The following is a 21910-nucleotide window of genomic DNA, read 5'->3' on the forward strand; positions in this document are numbered from 1 at the left end:
AAAGTGTCTGATCAGGCTCAAGCGCCGCAAGATACGACCGAGCCCTGCTGAATGCAAAGAATAACGACCGCGGGCCGATATCAATAGGTCAAGTGCTGTACCTGTGGGAGCGGGCTTGCTCGCGAATGCGGTGTGTCAGTCGACATCCGCATTGACTAATGCAGCGCTTTCGCGAGCAAGCCCGCTCCCACAATGGATTGCACTTATGTTACGGACATCGGCCCAACCCCCGCCGGACGGGCGGTCCGTTGCATAGGCAAGCTGCCGGGTGGCCGGTATACTCCGGCGCAATTAATGCATTTTCAAGGATTTCGCCATGAAGCGCCTGATCTCTTCCCTTGCTGCGCTCCTCGCGGTTGCCTGCCTTGTGTCGGCCTGCGGTCAAAAAGGCCCGCTGTACCTGCCCGATGAAGACCAGGACCCTGTCGAGCAAGCCAAGTCGTCGCAGCAGCAGCCTGCCTCCAAAGCACACAAGCACGACGTCTACCAATAATAAGGGAACCTCATGGACGCTTTTAACTACCGTGACGGTGAACTGTTCGCGGAAGGTGTTGCCCTGTCTGCCATCGCCGAGCGCTTTGGAACACCGACCTACGTTTACTCCCGTGCACACATCGAAGCCCAGTACCTGGCTTATGCCGATGCACTGGCTGGCACGCCGCACCTGGTGTGCTTCGCAGTCAAGGCCAACTCCAACCTGGGCGTCCTGAATGTCCTGGCGCGTCTGGGCGCCGGTTTCGACATCGTCTCCCGTGGTGAACTGGAACGTGTACTGGCCGCTGGCGGCAGCGCCGACAAGATCGTGTTCTCCGGCGTCGGCAAGACCCGTGACGACATGCGTCGCGCCCTGGAAGTCGGCGTGCACTGCTTCAACGTCGAATCCACCGACGAGCTCGAACGCCTGCAAGTGGTCGCTGCCGAACTGGGCGTTCGCGCGCCGATTTCGTTGCGCGTCAACCCGGACGTCGATGCCGGCACCCACCCGTACATTTCCACCGGTCTGAAAGAGAACAAGTTCGGCATCGCCATCGCCGACGCCGAAGACGTGTACGTGCGTGCCGCGCAACTGCCGAACCTGGAAGTGGTCGGCGTCGATTGCCACATCGGCTCGCAACTGACCACCCTGCCGCCGTTCATCGACGCTCTCGACCGCCTGCTGGGCCTGGTCGACCGCCTTGGCGATTGCGGCATCTACCTGCGCCACATCGATCTCGGTGGTGGCCTGGGCGTGCGATACAAGGACGAGGAGCCGCCACTGGCCGGCGACTACATCAAGGCCGTGCGTGAACGCCTCGATGGTCGCGACCTGGCGCTGGTGTTCGAGCCGGGTCGCTTCATCGTCGCCAACGCCGGTGTATTGCTGACCCAGGTCGAATACCTCAAGCACACCGAGCATAAAGACTTCGCCATCGTCGACGCCGCCATGAACGACCTGATCCGCCCGGCGCTGTACCAGGCCTGGATGGACGTCACGGCCGTGCGCCCGCGTCAATCCGCGGCCCGCGCCTACGACATCGTCGGCCCGATCTGCGAGACCGGCGACTTCCTGGCCAAGGATCGTCAGCTGGCCCTGGAAGAAGGCGACCTGCTGGCCGTGCATTCGGCCGGTGCCTACGGGTTTGTCATGAGTTCCAACTACAACACCCGCGGCCGTACCGCTGAAGTGTTGGTGGACGGTGATCAGGCATTTGAAGTGCGTCGCCGTGAAACGGTAGCCGAGTTGTTTGCTGGCGAAAGCCTGCTGCCGGAGTAAAACCATGCTGCTGCGTTTTACCAAGATGCACGGCCTGGGCAATGACTTCATGGTCCTCGACCTGGTCAGCCAGCACGCGCACATCCTGCCCAAGCATGCCAAGCAATGGGGCGACCGGCACACCGGCATCGGTTTCGACCAGTTGCTGATCGTCGAGGCACCGAGCAATCCGGATGTGGATTTCCGCTACCGGATCTTCAACTCCGACGGTTCCGAAGTGGAACAGTGCGGCAACGGTGCGCGCTGCTTCGCCCGTTTCGTGCTCGACAAGCGCCTGACCGCAAAGCGGCTGATTCGGGTCGAGACCAAAAGCGGCATCATCGAACTGGACGTGCGTAACGACGGCCAGATCAGCGTGAACATGGGCGCCCCACGCCTGGTGCCGGCGGATATTCCGTTCCAGGCACCGGAGCAGGCCAAGAGTTATCAGGTCGACGTCGACGGCACCCCGGTCGATCTGGCCGCCGTGTCCATGGGCAACCCCCATGCCGTGGTGCGGGTCAGCGATATCAACAACGCGCCGGTGCATGAGCTGGGACCGAAAATCGAACATCACCCGCGCTTCCCGGCACGGGTCAATGTCGGCTTTCTCCAGGTCATCGACCGGAGCCGCGCGCAGTTGCGCGTCTGGGAGCGTGGAGCCGGGGAAACCCAGGCTTGCGGAACCGGCGCCTGCGCCGCCGCAGTGGCCGCGATCAGCCAGGGGTGGATGGATTCGCCACTATTGATCGACCTGCCTGGCGGGCGCTTGTCCATCGAATGGGCAGGCCCTGGCCAACCGGTGATGATGACCGGCCCGGCAGTGCGCGTATATGAAGGACAAGTGCGTCTTTGAGTGAGCGAAATCCATGACCGACAAGCCTCAGGTACCCGCACGACAAGCTGACGAATCACCGTCCGAAAGCCTGGAGGCGGCGGCTGTTGCCGCGTACCTGGAGGCTCATCCGGACTTCTTCGTCGAGCACGAAGAGCTGCTCCCGTCCCTGCGTATTCCCCATCGACGCGGCGATACAGTGTCGCTGGTGGAGCGTCAGATGACCATCCTGCGCGACCGCAACATTGAACTGCGTCATCGCCTGTCGCATTTGATGGACGTGGCCCGGGACAACGACCGTTTGTTCGAAAAGACCCGTCGCCTGATCCTCGCGCTGATGGACGCCGCCAGCCTGGAAGACGTAGTGATGTGCGTCGAAGACAGCCTGCGCCAGGAATTCCAGGTACCCTTCGTCAGCCTCATCCTGCTCGGCGACAACGCCATGCCGGTGGGCCGCTGGGTCACTCACGCCGAAGCTCAAGTGGCCATCGGCGGTTTGCTCTCGGAAGACAAAAGCGTCAGCGGCAGCCTGCGCGAGCATGAACTGGACTTCCTGTTCGGCGAAGAGCAACGCAAGCAGATCGGCTCCACCGCGGTCGTCGCCATCAGCCACCAGGGCATCCACGGCATCCTGGCCATCGCCAGCCGTGATCCGCAGCACTACAAAAGCTCGGTGGGCACCTTGTTCCTGAGCTACATCGCTGAAGTCATGGGTCGCGTGCTGCCGCGGGTCAACAATTCCCTGCGCTCGGTACGCTGAACATGGAACGACAACTGGACGCTTACTGCGAACACCTGCGCAGTGAGCGGCAGGTGTCGCCGCACACGCTGTCGGCCTACCGCCGCGACCTCGACAAAGTGCTGGGCTGGTGCGTCAAACAGAACATCGGCAGTTGGGCGGCGCTGGACATCCAGCGCCTGCGCAGCCTGATTGCCCGCCTGCACGCCCAAGGGCAATCATCACGCAGCCTGGCGCGATTGCTGTCGGCCGTTCGCGGGCTCTATCACTACCTCAATCGCGAAGGCCTGTGCGACCACGATCCGGCCAACGGCCTGGCGCCACCGAAAGGTGAACGCCGCCTGCCGAAAACCCTCGACACCGACCGCGCCCTGCAACTGCTGGAAGGTGGTGTGGAGGATGACTTTCTGGCACGTCGGGACCAGGCGATTCTGGAGTTGTTCTACTCTTCCGGGCTGCGGCTGTCGGAGCTGACAGGACTCAATCTCGATCAACTCGACCTCGCCGACGGCATGGTCCAGGTGCTCGGCAAAGGCAGCAAGACCCGCCTGCTGCCGGTAGGAAAAAAAGCCCGCGAAGCGCTGGAGCAGTGGCTGCCACTGCGGGCCATGGCCAACCCGGCGGACGATGCGGTGTTCGTCAGCCAACAGGGGCGACGTCTCGGCCCCCGAGCGATCCAGGTGCGGGTCAAGGCTGCTGGCGAGCGCGAGCTGGGACAGAACCTGCATCCGCACATGCTGCGGCACTCCTTCGCCAGCCATCTGCTGGAATCCTCCCAGGACCTGCGCGCGGTTCAGGAACTGCTCGGGCACTCGGACATCAAGACCACGCAGATCTACACCCACCTGGACTTCCAGCACCTGGCCACGGTCTACGACAGCGCCCATCCAAGGGCCAAACGCATTAAGGGCGACGATTCATGAGCATTCAGTTGATCACCTTCGACCTCGACGACACCCTGTGGGACACCGCCCCCGTCATCGTCAGCGCCGAAGCCATATTGCGTGCATGGCTGACCGAACATGCGCCCAACCTGGGGGCGGTGCCGGTGGAGCATTTGTGGGCCATACGCGAACGCATCCTGAGCATCGAGCCGAACCTCAAGCACCGCATCAGCGCCTTGCGCCGGCGCGTATTGTTCCAGGCCCTGGAAGAAGCCGGATATCCCCATGCTGAAGCGTCGGACCTGGCCGATCAGAGTTTCGAAGTGTTTCTGCATGCCCGGCATCAGCTGGAAATATTTCCGGAGGTGCAACCGACCTTGGAGTTGCTGGCCAACCATTACGCCCTCGGCGTGGTCACCAATGGCAACGCCGATGTGCGTCGACTGGGGCTGGCGGACTACTTCAAGTTTGCGTTGTGCGCCGAAGACATCGGCATCGCCAAACCTGATGCGCGGCTGTTCCATGAAGCCTTGCAACGCGGCGGCGCGACGGCTGATACGGCGGTTCATATTGGCGATCATCCGGGCGATGACATTGCCGGTGCGCAACAAGCGGGGATGCGGGCGATCTGGTTCAACCCGGCGGGCAAGGTCTGGGAAGCGGAACGGTTGCCGGATGCCGAAATTTGCAGCCTGACCGAATTGCCGGCGTTGTTGGCGCGGTGGAATTCGCCTTCGGCCTGACACAAAACCTGTGGGAGCGGGCTTGCTCGCGAATGCGGTGTACCAGTCGACATTGATGTTGGCTGACAGGACGCCTTCGCGAGCAAGCCCGCTCCCACAGTAGATTGTGTTCAACCAGAAAATTTTGTTGCATGAAAAAGCCCGCAGCGACGGCGGGCTTTTTCAGCAAGCGGGTAGCAGGCCTCAGATAGGCCGGCTGCCGTACTTGTTATCCGGCTTCTTGGGAGGATCGGCGACCACATTGGCCTCCACTTCCTGCACCTTGCCACCACGGGCCAGGAACTCTTCCATGGCCTTGGCCAAGGCGTCGCGCTCCTTGTTCTTGGCTTCGACACTCGGCAGCTCATCGACCGATACCGCTGCCTTGGCCTTGCCTTTGGCGGCCGGAACCGGCGCATCACCGCCGTCGTCGTCAGCAACGTCTTCCGCTGCCGCTTCCAGGCCTTCTTCAGCCTCGTCTTCGTCGCCTACTTCGAGGTCGTCGTTTTCCAGATCATCGTCGCTCATGTTCTACCTCATGACTTGCGAAAAGCAGATTAGTTATAGCCCAGCTTTGCCCCCTGTCGAAGGCTGCCGGAAAAAAATCAACAGCCGCTGCTGACCAGCGGTTATGCCTCTTCACCGTGCACGGTGGCGAGGACTTTACGGGCACCGCCATGATCGCGGTGCTCGCCCAGGTAAACGCCTTGCCAGGTTCCCAACGCCAGCCGGCCTGCCGAAATCGGCAAACAGAGCTGACAGCCAAGCACGCTGGCCTTGAAGTGCGCCGGGAGGTCGTCCTGGCCTTCGTCGTTATGCTCATAGCCGTCTGCTCCTTGTGGGATCAGACGATTGAAAAACCGCTCGAAGTCGCGACGTACCGCCGGATCGGCGTTCTCGTTGATGGTCAACGACGCCGAGGTATGCTGCAGCCACAAATGCAACAGACCGACCCGACACGCCTTGAGTTCAGGCAGGCCGGCGAGTAACTCGTCCGTTACCAGGTGAAAGCCCCGGGGCCTCGCCCGCAAGGTAATCAGAGTCTGTTGCCACATACAGTTCTCCGCACGTTCGGGGCGCATTCTAGCGCGCTCTGGGAAAAAACAAAGGCCCTAATATTCCTTCAATCATGTAAGCCTTCGACCGCACAAAAACACCCGACGTAAACATCTTAAAACCTGTAGGAAAAAACCTTTCAGCTCACCCTGCAAAGACAAATTTCAGACAAAAAAATGCCCGGCAAGCCGGGCAAGTTTTTTATGCGCGTGCTTACAAGTTGTAGCCGCGTTCGTTGTGAAGCGCCAGATCGATGCCGACCGCCTCTTCTTCTTCATTGATGCGCAGACCCATGACCGCATCCAGCACCTTGAGGATGATGTACGTGGCGATCGCGGTGTAGATCACCGTGAAACCTACGCCTTTGCACTGAATCCACACTTGTGCGGCGATGTCGGTCACGGTGCCGAAGCCACCCAGGGAGGGAGCTGCGAACACACCGGTCAGGATTGCGCCGAGGATACCGCCAATACCGTGTACACCGAAGGCGTCCAGGGAATCGTCATAGCCGAGCTTGCGCTTCAGGGTGGTGGCGCAGAAGAAGCACACAACGCCAGCCGCCAGACCGATGACCAGCGCGCCCATCGGGCCAACAGTACCGGCAGCCGGGGTAATTGCCACCAGGCCAGCAACCACGCCCGAAGCGATACCCAGTGCGCTAGGTTTGCCATGGGTGACCCACTCGGCAAACATCCAGCCCAGCGCAGCAGCGGCAGTAGCGATTTGCGTCACCAGCATCGCCATACCGGCGGTACCGTTGGCCGCAGCGGCGGAACCGGCGTTGAAACCGAACCAGCCGACCCACAGCATGGCCGCGCCCATCAGGGTATAACCGAGGTTGTGCGGTGCCATCGGCGTGGTCGGGAAGCCTTTGCGCTTGCCCAGCACCAGGCAGGCAACCAGACCGGCCACACCGGCGTTGATGTGCACCACGGTGCCGCCGGCAAAGTCCAGAACGCCCCAGTCCCACATCAGGCCGCCGTTACCGGACCAGACCATGTGCGCAATCGGCGCGTAAACCAGGGTGAACCAGATGCCCATGAAGACCAGCATCGCGGAGAACTTCATCCGCTCGGCGAAGGCACCGACGATCAGCGCCGGCGTGATGATGGCGAAGGTCATCTGGAAGGTGATGAACACCGCTTCAGGGAACAGCGCCGCAGGACCGGTCAGACTGGATGGCGTGACACCGGCAAGGAATGCCTTGCCCATGCCACCGAAGAACGAGTTGAAGTTGACGACGCCCTGCTCCATGCCGGTGGTGTCGAACGCGATGCTGTAGCCATAAATGACCCACAGGACGCTGATCAGACCGGTAATGGCGAAGCACTGCATCATCACGGAAAGAATGTTTTTCGACCGCACCATGCCGCCGTAGAACAGCGCGAGGCCGGGAATGGTCATGAACAGCACCAAGGCTGTAGAGGTCAACATCCAGGCAGTGTCGCCAGAGTTGAGGACCGGGGCCGCCACTTCGTCTGCCGCCAAAGCAAGGCTGGGCATTACGATGGACAACAGGGCTCCTAGCCCTGCGAATTTACGCAGAGTCATATTGTTTTCTCCTGGGGCGTTGGGTTTGTGGCGGCTTAGATAGCGTCGGTATCGGTTTCGCCGGTACGGATGCGAATCGCCTGTTCCAGATTGACCACGAAGATCTTGCCGTCACCGATCTTGCCGGTGTTGGCAGCCTTGGTGATGGCCTCGATTACCCGGTCCAGATCCTTGTCGTCGATGGCGACGTCAATCTTCACCTTGGGCAGGAAATCGACCACGTATTCCGCGCCGCGATACAGCTCGGTGTGACCCTTCTGCCGACCAAAGCCTTTGACTTCAGTGACGGTAATGCCCTGCACGCCGATCTCGGACAGCGACTCGCGTACGTCGTCCAGTTTGAACGGCTTGATGATGGCAGTGACTAGCTTCATGAAAACTCTCTCCCGAATTGGTGGACTTGCCCCAGGAAAACAAACCCGTCTCAAGTCTAAGCGCAGTGCCTGGCTTTGTAACGCATCGTCGGCCTTACCTGCCCGTCCGACGCCAGCTAACCGCTCCTTGCGAAGCACTCCCCGTGATTCGCCTGGCGCACTGCATTCGTCACAGCGACTGCATCAGTGCATGGGTCACCAGCATCTAAGCAGAAAGCTTGCCATCTCCACAAAACTGACTGTTTTCAAGCCTTTACCGGTGGATGGCGGATACTTCGCGACAACACCCGGCACGTTACGCACAACAACGGTGCGACGCCGTCCATCCCGATGCGCGAAAACCGTGCACCCTTTGCCCGCGCAAATGACTATAGACACTGCGTGATACACTGCCCGTCATTGTTTCCAGGACATTGCCCATGCTCGCGCCAAAAGACTTCCTCGACGCCCTGACCGGCACCGCCTCCCGCCTCTTCAGCGGTGACACGCCGCTGCCGAAAGCCGAAATCGAAAGCCAGTTCAAAATGTTGCTGCAGAGCGGCTTCAGCAAGCTGGATCTGGTGAGTCGGGAAGAGTTCGATAGCCAGATGGTTGTACTGGCGCGCACGCGGGCGCGGCTGGAGGCTCTTGAAACGAAGGTCGCGGAGATGGAAGCGAAGCTCAATCCGCCAACCGAGTAACCCATCAATCCCGCTTTGAAACACAGCCCCCTGTAGGAGCTGCCGAAGGCTGCGATCTTTTGATCCCAAGCCCCGCAAAAATCCCGGCAACGTCCTACAAACATCACACCGCCGTCCGATTGCGTCGCTAAGCCCCGGTTCCTAAGCTCATCCCGGCTGAACATTCAGCACTGGGTTTGGCGACCTGGAACCAAGCAATGCACTGCAATCATCCAATATCGGGTGTTCTCTCCCGATTTGAATTATGGCGGCTGTGTGTGGGAGACCTTAGGGTCTGCCGGTATTCGCTTGGCCGGTTCGCCAACCCGCATGCAGCTGCCACCCTTATTGTTTGGCGACGATAAATGGCAGTTATCTATCAAGCGAACTTGGATACTGCTCTATGGACGATAACTACCTAATCCCCCACATCTTCACCCGCCACAAACTCCACCTCCACGCCCTACTCCTGCAAAACCAACCCTGGTTCTGCGCCCGCGACCTCGGCCGATTACTACGCATCCACCTCAACGACCGCCAACTCCGAAAACTCGATCCCGATCAATACCAAACCACCCAAACCCTCATCTACGGTCACATCGAAAACACCCTGCTGATCAGCGAATCCGGTGTCTACGCCATGCTCGTCTACCACTACTGCCCCGAATACCGAGCATTACGTGAATGGCTCACCCACGAAGTCGTCCCCGCCCTGCGAGACACCCAACACCCCACCACAACCGAACGCCCACAACTGAGCCTGCTCAACTGGCCGGAAATGTCGTTGAGCTTGCTGCACTGGAATAACCAGCCGTGGATTCGGTTGCAGGATGTGCCGCAGATGATGACAGAGCGCGAGCTGTCCAGACGCCCGGTAAAACCGTGGTGGAAGCGGGCTTCATGTGTCCTGCAGTCGCTTTGAATATTTAACGTTCAACCACGCTCGATCTGGGCTGAGCGCAACTCATAGGTCGATTGCAGATTCAGCCAGAAATCGGGTGTGGTGTTCAGGTGTATGGATAGCTTATGCGCCAGACCAACACTGACATCGCTCCGCAGATTCACAACATCGCTTATTTCCGCCTCTGGCTCGTTCAACGAGCGAGCCAGAGCATCGTTTGTAACGCCCAGCGGCTTCAAAAACTCCTCGCAGAGAATTTCGCCAGGATGAATCGGGCACATCCCATTCCTGTTCATTCACACCTCCTACGACTGCATTCAGCGAGATCATAAGCAGCAGCCTTCATCCGGCAAGACCATCCACGCTCTTTCACCGATGTCCTTCATCTGTCTCGGCAGGGTCCTACAAAAAGCAGCTCTCCAGCCTGATTTATTCCCCGGACCCGTTCCGCCTACGCTTTTCGCCTTGATATTCCATAGACGTTAGCAATGAGAAGAAAAGGGAAAGGCACGGACCTTCGTAACCAGACTTTTAAATCGAACGCACGGAAGCTTACCTACCAAGCATTTATTAAAAACATCGCGCCTCGTGCATTAAAAATGGACGTAACAGCTGTCAGGTTTGAGCCGATTACCGCAGCAGCGTTAGAGAAATGTCATTTATGGGAAGGAGCAACAATATACCCATGGGATCACATCCCCGACTGGAAGCGCAAAGATGCCAAAGGTTTGGATTTGGCAATTTGGTATGGGCAGAATCTGTGTGGCTTGTGCTATGCAAAACCGCGAAGGAGCGCTCTCTGTCTGAAGGTAGTTCTTCTGCAGAGTGATCCAGACAGATCCCATCCGCTTCGTGGCTTGATCGCCCCGATCGCGATACTGGCCGCTGATTTCTATGCGCGTATGCTTGGGTGCAGAGAGATCGAAATCCAGGACCCTGATCCGAACGTTGTTTTTTATTATCGAGATCTCGGGTTCGACTTTGACCATAACAACCGCCTTGTCATCTACTTGAGCGACCAATAACATCCAATCGCAGGAGGTGTGTATGAGCCCAAAAAAGCGAAAGGCGAAGCTGTTACAAGTTGTTGAGTTTCACGCCGAAGCACGTCGTTTGGCTGGAAATTTATCGGCCAATCAACGACGCTTTATTGAAGTCGCCATCGCGCGCGGTAAAGAACTTGAGCCAGGTGGTTGGTTGGCCGGTGGACGAAGCTGAACCTCTTTCGTGAAAGAAACCGTCTAAATGGCGGTTTTTTGTACCTCGCCAATGCTCTGGTTCGTAACCGCAATATCCCGTGAAATTTTGCCCACGTATCCACCCCACCAATTCCCTCTCCCCCGTCTACCCTTCAAAAACCCGCAGGAAGCGGTGCTCTTCAACTCAAGGAACGACCATGTCCCTCTCCATCGTCCACAGCCGCGCCCAGGTCGGCGTGGAGGCGCCTGCCGTCACCGTAGAAGTTCATCTGGCCAACGGCCTGCCATCCCTGACCATGGTCGGCCTGCCCGAGGCGGCGGTGAAGGAAAGCAAGGACCGGGTGCGCAGTGCGATCATCAATTCGGGGCTGCAATTTCCGGCGCGGCGGATCACGCTGAATCTGGCGCCGGCGGATTTGCCCAAGGATGGCGGGCGGTTCGATCTGGCGATTGCCCTGGGGATTCTCTCGGCCAGTGTGCAAGTGCCGACGCTGACACTGGATGACGTGGAGTGTTTGGGGGAGTTGGCCCTGTCAGGTGCGGTACGGGCAGTTCGAGGGGTGTTGCCAGCGGCGTTGGCGGCGCGCAAGGCCGGGCGCTGGCTGATGGTGCCTCGGGCGAACGCTGAGGAAGCGTGCCTGGCGTCGGGACTGAAAGTGATTGCCGTTGACCATTTGCTGGAGGCCGTCGCGCATTTCAACGGGCATACACCGATCGAGCCTTATGCTTCCGATGGACTGCTCTGCGCCAGCAAACCTTATCCCGACCTGAATGAAGTGCAAGGGCAGCTGGCGGCCAAGCGTGCGCTGCTGATTGCGGCTGCAGGCGCTCATAACCTGCTGCTCAGTGGCCCCCCGGGGACCGGAAAAACCTTGCTGGCGAGTCGCTTGCCAGGGCTGCTGCCGCCGCTGACCGAAAGCGAGGCGCTGGAAGTGGCGGCGATTCAATCGGTCACCAGTTGTGTGCCCTTGCGTCACTGGCCACAGCGCCCCTTTCGCCAGCCCCATCACTCCGCCTCTGGCCCCGCGTTAGTGGGTGGCGGCTCGAAACCGCAGCCGGGTGAAATCACCCTCGCCCACCACGGCGTCTTGTTTCTTGATGAGCTTCCCGAGTTTGAACGCAGGGTATTGGAAGTCCTGAGGGAGCCGATGGAATCAGGACATATCGTCATCTCGCGGGCGAAAGATCGCGTGCGCTTTCCGGCGCGTTTTCAATTGGTGGCGGCGATGAATCCGTGCCCCTGTGGATATCTTGGCGAGCCAAGCGGGCGCTGCTCCTGCACGCCGGACATGGTGCAGCGTTATCGCAACAAGCTGTCGGGGCCGCTGCTCGATCGCATCGACCTGCACCTGACTGTCGCCCGGGAAGCCACGGCGTTGAATCCCAAAGTGAAGCCTGGCGAGAACAGCGCCAGTGCTGCGGTGCTTGTCGCCGAGGCTCGTGAGCGCCAGCAGAAGCGCCAGGGTTGTGCCAATGCCTTTCTCGATCTGCCGGGCCTGCGCCGGCACTGCGAGTTATCCACAGCCGACGAGCACTGGCTGGAATCCGCCTGTGAACGACTGACCCTGTCACTGCGCTCGGCGCACCGCTTGCTCAAGGTGGCACGGACGCTGGCGGATCTGGAACAGGTTGATGCGATCAGCCGTGAGCATCTGGCGGAGGCGTTGCAGTATCGGCCGGCGACTCAGTGAGTGCTGAAACCGAGGCGCGCCCTTCGCGGGCAAGCCCGCTCCCACAGGTTCTGCGTCGTTCATGCGATGGCATATCGACGCCAACCCTGTGGGGGGCGGGCTTGCCCGGGTAGAAACCGCAGACATCCTTTCAACTCAGATGCACGACATCGGGCAATTCCATGGATCGGACTTCGTTTTGCAGAAAATCGCTGAGCCGGCGCATGCGTTCGCCGCCGGGACGGGTTTTCGGCCACACGAGGTAGTAACACAAGCCGCTGGCAACCGCTGTCGGCCACGGCAGACTCAAGCGTCCCTGAGCCACGTCCTCCGCGACCATCAGCAGATCGCCCATGGACACGCCATAGCCTCGGGCGGCGGCGATCATGCCCAGTTCCAGGGTGTCAAACACCTGCCCACCCTTGAGCGACACCTGCTCGGCCAGGCCCATGCGCTCAAGCCAGTTGCGCCAGTCGCGGCGGTCCGGCGTCGGGTGCAGCAACTCGGTGTTGCTCAGGCGTTCGACATCCCAGGGCTGATCGCCCCGCAGGTTGGGCGCGCCGACCGGGATCAACTCCTCGGGGAACAGGTAACTCGCCTCCCAGTCCGGAGGGAAATGTCCGTTGCTTAACAGCACCGCACAGTCGAACGGCTCGTCGTTGAAATCCACGGAATCGACGTCCATCCACGCACTGGTCAGCTGCACTTCGTTGCCCGGTTGCAGATGACGGAAGCGACTGAGGCGCGCCAGCAACCAGCGCATGGTCAGGGTCGACGGGGCTTTCATGCGCAGGATGTCGTCTTCGGCGCGCAAGGTGTTGCAGGCGCGCTCCAGGGCAGTGAAACCCTCGCGAATACCCGGCAACAGCAAGCGGGCCGACTCGGTCAGTTGCAGGTTGCGGCCACTGCGGTGAAACAAGCGGCAGGCAAAATGCTCTTCGAGCGTACGAATATGCCGACTGACTGCACTTTGGGTAATCGACAGTTCTTCCGCGGCCCGGGTAAACGACGTGTGTCGCGCCGCCGCTTCAAATGCGCGCAGGGCATATAAGGGAGGAAGACGACGCGACATCAGGAAAGCTCCTACAGCAGTTTTGGATACCCTAGCAGAAACTATCCAGCATGAGTTTGAATCATGCTACCTATCCTTTTTATCCCTTTGTGCAAACGCCGCAGAGCGCCGAGAATCGACGCTTTCCTGTTCACTTCCAGAATCGAGCGTGATGACCATGCAGCATCCAGCACGTACTGAACTCTGGGCCATCCTGCGGCTGGCGGGGCCGCTGATTGCCTCGCAGTTGGCGCACATGCTGATGGTCCTCACCGACACCCTGATGATGGCGCGCCTGAGTCCCGAGGCGCTGGCCGGTGGCGGACTCGGCGCGGCGACCTATTCGTTCGTGTCGATTTTCTGCATCGGCGTGATTGCTGCCGTCGGCACTCTGGTCGCGATCCGTCAGGGAGCCGGCGACATTCTCGGGGCGACCCGGCTGACCCAGGCCGGGTTGTGGCTGGCATGGCTGATGGCGCTGGTCGCCGGTTTGCTGCTGTGGAACCTCAAACCGGTGCTGCTGCTGTTCGGCCAGACCGAAAGCAATGTGCAGATGGCCGGGCAGTTTTTGATCTTCCTGCCGTTCGCACTGCCCGGCTACCTGAGCTTCATGGCTCTGCGCGGGTTCACCAGCGCCATTGGCCGCGCGACACCGGTGATGGTCATCAGCCTGGGCGGGACCGTGGCCAACTTCCTGCTCAACTATGCGCTGATTACCGGCATGTTCGGCCTGCCGAAGCTGGGGCTGATGGGCATCGGGCTGGTCACGGCGATTGTCGCCAACCTGATGGCCCTGGCGCTGGCGTGGCACATTCGCCGGCATCCGGCTTATGAGGCCTATCCGCTGCGTCAGGGCCTGTCGCGGCTGAACCGCCAGTACCTGAAGGAACTGTGGCGTCTGGGCCTGCCGATTGGCGGCACCTACGCGGTGGAAGTCGGGCTGTTTGCCTTCGCCGCGCTGTGCATGGGCACCATGGGCAGCACGCAACTGGGTGCACACCAGATCGCCCTGCAAATCGTCTCGGTGGCGTTCATGGTGCCGGCGGGGATTTCCTATGCGATCACCATGCGCATCGGTCAGCATTACGGCGCCGGGCAACTGCTTGATGCGCGGCTGGCCGGGCGGGTCGGCATTGCGTTCGGAGCGGCGGCGATGCTGTGTTTCGCCATGGTCTTCTGGCTGTTGCCGAATCAGTTGGTCGGTTTGTTTCTCGACCACAACGACCCGGCGTTCCGCGATGTCATCAACCTTGCCGTGAGCCTGCTGGCGGTGGCGGCATGGTTCGAGCTGTTCGACGGCACCCAAACCATCGCCATGGGCTGCATTCGCGGGCTCAAGGATGCCAAGACCACGTTCCTGGTGGGCCTGGGTTGCTATTGGCTGATCGGTGCTCCGGCGGCGTGGTGGATGGCGTTCCACCTGGACTGGGGGCCGACGGGTGTCTGGTGGGGCCTGGCGCTGGGGCTGGCGTGTGCGGCGGTGAGTCTGACGCTAGGGTTTGAGTGGAAGATGAAGCGGATGATCAAGCGCGAAACGACGTCAGAGCAGCGCTTCGAAGTCGCTCAGCCTGACTGAGATCCCTTGTAGGAGCGAGCCCGCTCGCGATAAACACGAGAACGCCGCGGGGCACCTGCCAACCAGCGTTATCGTTGACGACCATCGCGAGCAAGCTCGCTCCTACAGGGTTCCGTGGCAAACAATTACTCGTGATCAGCTTACGACTTCCAGCGCCGGCTGCTGGCTGGAGCCAAACATCAGATATTCCACCAACTCGGCCAGCGGCAATGGCCTGCTGATCAAATACCCCTGCACCTGATCGCATTCGAACCCACGCAGCAGATCCAGTTGCTCCGGCGTCTCCACACCTTCGGCGACCACCTCAAGGTTGAGGTTGTGCGCCAGGTTGATCATCGCGTGGACCAGCTTGCGGTTTTCCTCACGCTGTTCCATGCCGCCGACAAAGCTCTTGTCGATTTTCAGCAAAGTGATCGGCAGGCTGTTGAGGTGCACGAACGACGAGAAGCCGGTGCCAAAGTCGTCGAGAGAGAAGCGCACACCGAGGCGCCCGAGGGCGTCCATGGTCTGCTTGACCAGGTCGCTGCGGCGCATCACGGCCGTTTCGGTCAGTTCGAACTCCAGCCACTGCGCCTCGACGCCGCGCTCGGCAATCAGGCGACTCAGGGTCGACAGCAACTGGCTGTCCTGGAATTGCCGGAACGACAGGTTGATCGCCATGTGCAACGGCGGCAAACCCAGCTCAAGCAGCGCCTGCATGTCGCGCAAGGCCCGGGAAATCACCCAGTAGCCCAGCGGCACGATCAGGCCGCTTTGCTCGGCCAGCGGCACGAATTCGCTCGGTGGCAGCAAGCCGCGCTCGGCATGGCGCCAGCGCACCAACGCTTCGAGGCCGACGATCTGTCCGTCTTCAAGGTTCAGCCGTGGCTGGTAGTGCAACTCCAGCTCATCGCGGCGAAGTGCCCGACGCAGTTCGGTTTCGAGGTCGGCGATGCTGCGGGCATTGCGATTGATGCGTTCGTTGAAAATGTGAAAGGTGCAGCCTTGGGTGCTTTTGGCCTGCTGCATGGCAATGTGCGCGTGCCACATCAGCGGGTCCGCGCCGGCCTGGGCCCGGGCATAAGCGATGCCCAGGCTGGAGCCGATCAACAAGCTTTCGCCGTCGACCCAATAGGGTTCGGCCAGCGCTTCGCTGATGCGCTCGGCCATCCACTCGGCACGCTGGGGTGCCCGACGGGTATCGATCAGCAGCGCGAATTCATCACTGCCCAGGCGCGCGAGTTGATCGCCGGCTTCAAGCTGGCTCTTGAGCCGCGCCACCACTTGCAGGATCAGGCGATCACCGGCCTGATGGCCGAGGGCGTCATTGGCGTAACGAAAGTTATCGAGGTCGAGATGACCGAGGGCCAGGCCGCGACCGTCGTTTTCCGCCAGGCGCGCCGTCAACAGGGTCTGGAAGCCCTGGCGATTGGCGATGCCGGTGAGCGGATCTTGCTCGGCCAGGCGTTGCAGAGTGTTTTCCAACACGCCACGTTCGCGCACATGGCGCAGGCAGCGGCGTAACATGCCCGGATCGAGATGATCGCGCACCAGCCAGTCACTTACACCGTCGGGCGGGGTCAGCGGCTCATGGTCGAGCAGCAACACCGTCGGCAGGCTGCAACGGCCCGGCGCCGGTTGAAGTTGCGGGATGGTCAATAACACCGCACTGCGGTTGTCATCGAACAGGCTGCTGACCGACTCCCAACTCGGCGCGCTGATGAGCACGGCCGAGCTCCCCATCGGAGCCAGACACTCGCGCAACAACGCTGCCCACGCTGGCTCTTCGGCCAGTAGCAGCAAACGCAAGGGTTCGACAGGCGTAGACAAGCTAGCTCCCTAGACTCTGCAAAGATGTAGGCGACGGGCATTATGCCGTCCCGATGACCAATGACAATGACATCAGTTATCAAAACGAGCCCTTTGTATCCGGAATTACGAACATTAGCCGCAAATTCGTTGCGCATCCTGCGTGAAAGTAACAAAACCGGCAATTACAGATAGCGCGGTACGTCACAAGTCGGACAGAGCAGCACAAATCGCTGAGCCTGTTAAAATGCCGGCCCATTTCGTGACTGACTCCTGAAATTACCTATGTCCCGACTCAATCCCCGGCAGCAAGAAGCCGTGAGCTACGTCGGCGGCCCTCTTTTGGTGCTCGCCGGTGCAGGCTCCGGCAAGACCAGTGTGATCACGCGCAAAATCGCGCACCTGATCCAGAACTGCGGCATCCGCGCCCAGTACATCGTCGCCATGACCTTTACCAACAAGGCTGCCCGCGAGATGAAGGAACGGGTCGGCACCCTGCTGCGTGCCGGTGAAGGTCGCGGGCTGACGGTTTGCACCTTCCACAACCTGGGCCTGAACATCATCCGCAAGGAACACGTGCGGCTGGGCTACAAACCGGGCTTCTCGATCTTCGACGAGACTGACGTCAAAGCCCTGATGACCGACATCATGCAGAAGGAATACTCGGGCGACGACGGTGTCGACGAGATCAAGAACATGATCGGCGCCTGGAAAAACGACCTGATCCTGCCGGCCCAGGCCCTGGAAAACGCGCGCAACCCCAAGGAGCAGACCGCCGCCATCGTCTACACCCACTACCAGCGCACGCTCAAGGCGTTCAACGCAGTGGACTTCGACGACCTGATCCTGCTGCCGGTGAAGCTGTTCGAAGAACACGCCGACATCCTGGAAAAGTGGCAGAACAAGGTGCGCTACCTGCTGGTCGACGAATACCAGGACACCAACGCCAGCCAGTATCTGCTGGTGAAAATGCTCATCGGCAAGCGCAACCAGTTCACCGTGGTGGGCGACGATGACCAGTCGATCTATGCCTGGCGCGGTGCCCGCCCGGAAAACCTGATGTTGCTCAAGGAGGACTACCCGTCCTTGAAAGTGGTGATGCTGGAGCAGAACTACCGCTCCACCAGCCGCATCCTGCGCTGCGCCAACGTACTGATCTCGAACAATCCCCACGAATTCGAAAAACAGCTGTGGAGTGAAATGGGTCACGGCGACGAGATCCGCGTGATCCGCTGCCGCAACGAGGACGCCGAGGCCGAGCGAGTGGCCATGGAAATCCTCAGCCTGCACTTGCGCACCGACCGCCCGTACAGCGATTTCGCGATCCTCTATCGCGGCAACTACCAGGCCAAGCTGATCGAGCTGAAATTGCAGCACCACCAAGTGCCGTATCGCCTGTCCGGTGGCAACAGCTTTTTCGGCCGTCAGGAAGTGAAGGACCTGATGGCCTACTTCCGCCTGATCGTGAACCCGGATGACGACAACGCCTTCCTGCGGGTGATCAACGTGCCGCGCCGCGAGATCGGCTCGACCACGCTGGAGAAGCTCGGCAACTACGCCACCGAGCGCAAGATCTCGATGTACGCCGCCACCGACGAAATCGGCCTGGGCGAGCATCTGGACAGCCGCTTCACCGATCGCCTGTCGCGTTTCAAGCGCTTCATGGACAGGGTGCGCGAGCAGTGCGCCGGCGAAGACCCGATCTCGGCCCTGCGCAGCATGGTCATGGACATCGACTACGAGAACTGGCTGCGCACCAACAGCTCCAGCGACAAGGCCGCCGATTACCGCATGGGTAACGTCTGGTTCCTGATCGAGGCGCTGAAGAACACCCTGGAAAAAGACGAAGAAGGCGAAATGACCGTCGAGGACGCCATCGGCAAACTCGTCCTGCGTGACATGCTCGAGCGTCAGCAGGAAGAGGAAGACGGCGCCGAAGGCGTGCAGATGATGACCTTGCATGCGTCCAAGGGCCTGGAATTCCCCTATGTGTTCATCATGGGCATGGAGGAGGAAATCCTCCCGCACCGTTCCAGCATCGAAGCCGACACCATCGAAGAAGAACGTCGCCTGGCCTACGTTGGCATTACCCGCGCGCGCCAGACCCTGGCCTTCACCTTCGCGGCCAAGCGCAAGCAGTACGGAGAGATCATCGATTGCGCGCCGAGCCGCTTCCTCGATGAGTTGCCACCGGACGATCTGGCCTGGGAAGGCAACGACGACACACCAACCGAAGTCAAAGCCGTGCGGGGCAACAACGCATTGGCAGATATACGCGCGATGTTAAAGCGCTAGAATTGACCACTTTTATATGACCTTCGGCGCACAGGCGCCAAAAGAGGACAGCTTCATGGAAGCCCTGCACCAGAAAATTCGCGAACAAGGCATTGTGCTTTCCGACCAGGTCCTGAAAGTCGACGCCTTTTTGAACCACCAGATCGACCCGGCCCTGATGAAGCTGATCGGCGACGAATTCGCCACGCTGTTCAAGGACTCGGGCATCACCAAGATCGTCACCATCGAAGCCTCGGGCATCGCCCCGGCGATCATGACCGGTCTGAACCTCGGCGTGCCGGTGATCTTCGCCCGCAAGCACCAGTCCCTGACCCTCACCGAAAACCTGCTGTCGGCGACCGTGTACTCGTTCACCAAGCAGACCGAAAGCACTGTGGCCATCTCCCCGCGCCACCTGACCAGCAGCGACCGCGTGCTGATCATCGATGACTTTTTGGCCAACGGTAAGGCGTCCCAGGCGCTGATTTCGATCATCAAACAGGCCGGCGCTACCGTGGCGGGCCTGGGCATCGTGATCGAGAAGTCGTTTCAGGGCGGTCGTGCGGAGCTGGATTCACAGGGTTATCGCGTGGAGTCGTTGGCTCGCGTGAAGTCGCTGGCCGATGGTGTCGTGACCTTTATCGAGTAAGCAAGCAACACCATCGAACCTGTGGGAGCGGGCTTGCCCGCGATGAGGCCATAACATTCAACATTGATGTTGGCTGATACTCCGCCATCGCGGGCAAGCCCGCTCCCACAGGGATCACCTGTTTAGCTGTTATTGCGCGGTGGCTTTCAGGCCGGTTAGCAGCAACCGCTGATACAACTCCTCCTTCAGCCCCTCCGGGCTGGCCAGCTGCATGCGCTCCAGATGCTCCGGGAACGCTGTTGCTTGCGGCGCATCCAGCGCTGCCTTGCCCAACTCCAGCACCTCGCTCAGCTTGAACTTGCTCTTGAGCCAGTTCAGTGCCCGCAATACATCTTGCTCGATCTCGGTGAAATCACAGCCCAGTGGATACTCTGGAAAAAGCAGCGGATGCCGCGCCTGGATCTCCTGCAACCGCTGCGGACTGTTATCGGTAAAGCGCGGATCGAGACAGAAGTCCTTGGGCAATTTGCCGACCTTCTGCGCCTGTTCAATCAACCCCGACTGAAAACGCGAGTCGCTGATATTGAGCAAGGCCTCGATCACTGCAGCATCGGTTTTGCCACGAAGATCGGCGATGCCATATTCGGTGACCACCATGTCCCGCAAGTGCCGGGGAATCGTGCAGTGGCCATACTCCCAGACGATGTTCGAGCTGACGTCGCCGCCAGACTCACGCCAGCTGCGCAGCAGTAGCACCGAGCGCGAGCCCTGCAGTGCATGACCCTGAGCCACGAAGTTGTATTGCCCGCCTACGCCGCTGAGCACACGTCCGTCCTCGAGCTGATCCGCCACCGCGGCACCGAGCAAGGTCACGGTGAACGCGGTGTTGACGAACCGCGCATCCAGGCGCTGCAAGCGCTTGAGTTCTTCCTGCCCGTAAAGCTCATTGATGTAGCTGATGCGGGTCATGTTGAATTCGAGCCGCTTGTTTTGTGGCAACTCGCGCAGGCGTTCGTAGTAGCTGCGCGGACCGAGGAAGAAACCACCGTGCACCGAGATGCCATCGGTTTGCGCAGCCTCGTCGAGGGTGCCGGCATTCGCCTGCTGTTGGGTCGCCAGGTCCGGATAAACCTTGCGCCGCACGATCCCGGCATCAGCCAGTACCAACAAGCCATTGACGAACATTTCGCTACAGCCATACAGGCCTTTGGCGAAGGGATCGGCGCCGCCCTCGCGCTCGATCAGTTGCGTCCAGTGGCTGAGGTTTACGTCGGCCAGCAACGCCTTGTAAGCGTCGTTGTCCGCTTGCCGCGCCAGCAGCGCCGCCGTCAGCGCATCGCCCATGGCGCCGATGCCGATCTGCAACGTACCGCCGTCACGCACCAGGGTGCTGGCATGCAAGCCGATGAAATGGTCCTGACACCCCACCGGCATGTTCGGCGTGGAAAACAGCGTGGTGTGGTCTTTCTCATCGATCAGCAAGTCAAAGGTGTCGATGCCCAGTTCCGCATCGCCGGGCATGTAAGGCAGATCGTCGTGCACCTGGCCGACCATCAGGATGGTTTCTCCGGCGGCGCGGCGCTTGGCGATCATCGGCAACAGGTCGAGGGTGATGTCGGGGTTGCAGCTCAGGCTCAAGCGGTCGGGATGCTCGGCATGGCTGGCCACCAGTTGCGCCACCAGGTTCAGCCCGGCGGCATTGATGTCCCGCGCCGCATGGCTGTAGTTGCTGCTGACGTAATCCTGCTGCGCCGTGGCACTGTTGAGCAGGCTGCCGGGCTGCATGAAAAACTGCTGGATGTGGATGTTGCCCGGGAGTTGATCGCGACGCAGGTCGGCGAGGAAATCCAGCTCCGGATAATCGCCGAAAACCCGTTCGATAAAGGGCTCGAGGAAGCGCTTTTGCAATCCGTCGCCCAAGGGCGGGCGGCCCAGACACAACGCGGTGTAGATCGTCAGCCGCCGCTCGGGCAACTGTGCGATTCGTCGATACAGCGCGTTGACGAAGTGATTGGGCTTGCCCAACCCCAGAGGCAAGCCCATGTGGATATGCGCCGGCAACCTTGCCAGGACGTCATCGACTGCCTGTTCGATAGAGCACAGCTGAACCATCGGATCCTCCCTCACGTTCCATGACTTGGGTTTGGACCGAGATTGCCGGGTCTTTGCTGCAATGAACAGCCTGTATCGGCCAACCGCCCGACACAAATACCTTGTAGGAGCGAGCTCGCTCGCGATGGTCGTCAACGATAACGCGGCGAGCCTGACACCCCACGGCGCCTTCGAATTCATCGCGAGCAAGCTCGCTCC

At 60.4% G+C, this 21910-nt stretch carries 22 protein-coding genes; 14 read left to right on the plus strand and 8 right to left on the minus strand.

Annotated elements, in window-relative coordinates; translation table 11 throughout:
- Positions 1 to 316: 316 nt before the first annotated feature.
- Genes lptM through ACXX83_RS23945 form a run of 6 tightly spaced genes read left to right on the plus strand, consistent with a single transcriptional unit; the run spans position 317 to position 4933 of the window.
- Positions 317 to 493, plus strand: coding sequence for an LPS translocon maturation chaperone LptM (lptM, locus tag ACXX83_RS23920; protein ID WP_007980804.1), 177 nt, complete (start codon positions 317 to 319; stop codon positions 491 to 493).
- A gap of 12 nt (positions 494 to 505) precedes the next feature.
- Entirely contained in the window at positions 506 to 1753 is a 1248-nt protein-coding gene (gene lysA, locus ACXX83_RS23925) for a diaminopimelate decarboxylase (RefSeq protein ID WP_218481086.1), read from the plus strand.
- Between the two features lie 4 nt (positions 1754 to 1757).
- Complete coding sequence (gene dapF / locus ACXX83_RS23930; RefSeq protein WP_015097339.1) at positions 1758 to 2588, plus strand: diaminopimelate epimerase; 831 nt, start codon at positions 1758 to 1760, stop codon at positions 2586 to 2588.
- Between the two features lie 13 nt (positions 2589 to 2601).
- Positions 2602 to 3327, plus strand: coding sequence for a DUF484 family protein (locus ACXX83_RS23935; protein WP_015097340.1), 726 nt, complete (start codon positions 2602 to 2604; stop codon positions 3325 to 3327).
- A 2-nt stretch (positions 3328 to 3329) separates the two neighbouring features.
- A complete protein-coding gene (gene xerC / locus ACXX83_RS23940; RefSeq protein WP_015097341.1) occupies positions 3330 to 4229 on the plus strand; it encodes a tyrosine recombinase XerC in 900 nt (299 codons plus the stop codon).
- A complete protein-coding gene (locus ACXX83_RS23945) occupies positions 4226 to 4933 on the plus strand; it encodes an HAD family hydrolase (protein ID WP_458549764.1) in 708 nt (235 codons plus the stop codon). The genes xerC and ACXX83_RS23945 overlap by 4 nt, the downstream gene beginning before the upstream one ends.
- A gap of 183 nt (positions 4934 to 5116) precedes the next feature.
- Here the strand turns inward: ACXX83_RS23945 and sutA are convergent, their stop codons facing one another.
- From sutA to glnK, 4 genes are all read right to left on the minus strand, one after another.
- On the minus strand, positions 5117 to 5440 hold the full coding sequence (sutA, locus tag ACXX83_RS23950; protein WP_015097343.1) for a dormancy-specific transcriptional regulator SutA: 324 nt from the start codon (positions 5438 to 5440) through the stop codon (positions 5117 to 5119).
- A 101-nt stretch (positions 5441 to 5541) separates the two neighbouring features.
- The gene (locus tag ACXX83_RS23955; protein ID WP_015097344.1) at positions 5542 to 5967 is read right to left on the minus strand and encodes a secondary thiamine-phosphate synthase enzyme YjbQ; all 426 of its coding nucleotides are present in this window, start codon (positions 5965 to 5967) and stop codon (positions 5542 to 5544) included.
- 214 nt (positions 5968 to 6181) lie between these two features.
- Positions 6182 to 7519, minus strand: coding sequence for an ammonium transporter (locus ACXX83_RS23960; protein ID WP_015097345.1), 1338 nt, complete (start codon positions 7517 to 7519; stop codon positions 6182 to 6184).
- Between the two features lie 35 nt (positions 7520 to 7554).
- Complete coding sequence (gene glnK, locus ACXX83_RS23965) at positions 7555 to 7893, minus strand: P-II family nitrogen regulator (protein ID WP_002555808.1); 339 nt, start codon at positions 7891 to 7893, stop codon at positions 7555 to 7557.
- Positions 7894 to 8312: 419 nt separating this feature from the next.
- Between glnK and ACXX83_RS23970 the strand changes: the two genes are divergently transcribed.
- Complete coding sequence (locus ACXX83_RS23970; RefSeq protein WP_007980822.1) at positions 8313 to 8573, plus strand: accessory factor UbiK family protein; 261 nt, start codon at positions 8313 to 8315, stop codon at positions 8571 to 8573.
- 382 nt (positions 8574 to 8955) lie between these two features.
- On the plus strand, positions 8956 to 9474 hold the full coding sequence (locus tag ACXX83_RS23975) for a BRO-N domain-containing protein (RefSeq protein WP_458549765.1): 519 nt from the start codon (positions 8956 to 8958) through the stop codon (positions 9472 to 9474).
- An 11-nt stretch (positions 9475 to 9485) separates the two neighbouring features.
- Here the strand turns inward: ACXX83_RS23975 and ACXX83_RS23980 are convergent, their stop codons facing one another.
- A complete protein-coding gene (locus tag ACXX83_RS23980) occupies positions 9486 to 9749 on the minus strand; it encodes a HigA family addiction module antitoxin (protein ID WP_458549766.1) in 264 nt (87 codons plus the stop codon).
- 192 nt (positions 9750 to 9941) lie between these two features.
- Here ACXX83_RS23980 and ACXX83_RS23985 point away from each other — a divergent pair, with 192 nt between their 5' ends.
- From ACXX83_RS23985 to ACXX83_RS23995, 3 genes are all read left to right on the plus strand, one after another.
- Positions 9942 to 10478 (plus strand): N-acetyltransferase, encoded by a 537-nt coding sequence (locus ACXX83_RS23985; RefSeq protein WP_458549767.1) that lies wholly within the window; start codon positions 9942 to 9944, stop codon positions 10476 to 10478.
- A 22-nt stretch (positions 10479 to 10500) separates the two neighbouring features.
- A complete protein-coding gene (locus tag ACXX83_RS23990) occupies positions 10501 to 10671 on the plus strand; it encodes a hypothetical protein (RefSeq protein ID WP_167399546.1) in 171 nt (56 codons plus the stop codon).
- A 178-nt stretch (positions 10672 to 10849) separates the two neighbouring features.
- Complete coding sequence (locus ACXX83_RS23995; RefSeq protein ID WP_218481081.1) at positions 10850 to 12343, plus strand: YifB family Mg chelatase-like AAA ATPase; 1494 nt, start codon at positions 10850 to 10852, stop codon at positions 12341 to 12343.
- 130 nt (positions 12344 to 12473) lie between these two features.
- Here ACXX83_RS23995 and ACXX83_RS24000 read toward each other — a convergent pair whose 3' ends face one another.
- Positions 12474 to 13394, minus strand: coding sequence for a LysR substrate-binding domain-containing protein (locus ACXX83_RS24000; protein WP_015097348.1), 921 nt, complete (start codon positions 13392 to 13394; stop codon positions 12474 to 12476).
- 157 nt (positions 13395 to 13551) lie between these two features.
- Here ACXX83_RS24000 and ACXX83_RS24005 point away from each other — a divergent pair, with 157 nt between their 5' ends.
- Positions 13552 to 14949, plus strand: a complete 1398-nt coding sequence (locus ACXX83_RS24005; RefSeq protein WP_095964442.1) for a NorM family multidrug efflux MATE transporter — start codon at positions 13552 to 13554, stop codon at positions 14947 to 14949.
- Between the two features lie 135 nt (positions 14950 to 15084).
- On the opposite strand, the gene ACXX83_RS24010 is transcribed toward ACXX83_RS24005, so the two are convergent.
- Entirely contained in the window at positions 15085 to 16758 is a 1674-nt protein-coding gene (locus ACXX83_RS24010) for a putative bifunctional diguanylate cyclase/phosphodiesterase (RefSeq protein ID WP_458549768.1), read from the minus strand.
- 264 nt (positions 16759 to 17022) lie between these two features.
- Between ACXX83_RS24010 and rep the strand changes: the two genes are divergently transcribed.
- Both rep and ACXX83_RS24020 read left to right on the plus strand, forming a co-directional pair.
- Positions 17023 to 19032: a DNA helicase Rep gene (gene rep, locus ACXX83_RS24015; RefSeq protein ID WP_007975144.1), complete on the plus strand. Its 2010-nt coding sequence runs from the start codon at positions 17023 to 17025 to the stop codon at positions 19030 to 19032.
- Positions 19033 to 19087: 55 nt separating this feature from the next.
- Positions 19088 to 19660 (plus strand): xanthine phosphoribosyltransferase, encoded by a 573-nt coding sequence (locus ACXX83_RS24020; RefSeq protein ID WP_007975145.1) that lies wholly within the window; start codon positions 19088 to 19090, stop codon positions 19658 to 19660.
- 129 nt (positions 19661 to 19789) lie between these two features.
- Here the strand turns inward: ACXX83_RS24020 and ACXX83_RS24025 are convergent, their stop codons facing one another.
- Positions 19790 to 21712 carry an acetyl-CoA hydrolase/transferase C-terminal domain-containing protein gene (locus ACXX83_RS24025; protein ID WP_458549769.1) on the minus strand — a complete coding sequence of 641 codons (1923 nt, stop codon included), beginning with the start codon at positions 21710 to 21712 and terminating at the stop codon, positions 19790 to 19792.
- Between the last annotated feature and the right edge of the window lie 198 nt (positions 21713 to 21910).

The sequence above is a fragment of the Pseudomonas sp. GNP012 genome, assembly GCF_054343835.1.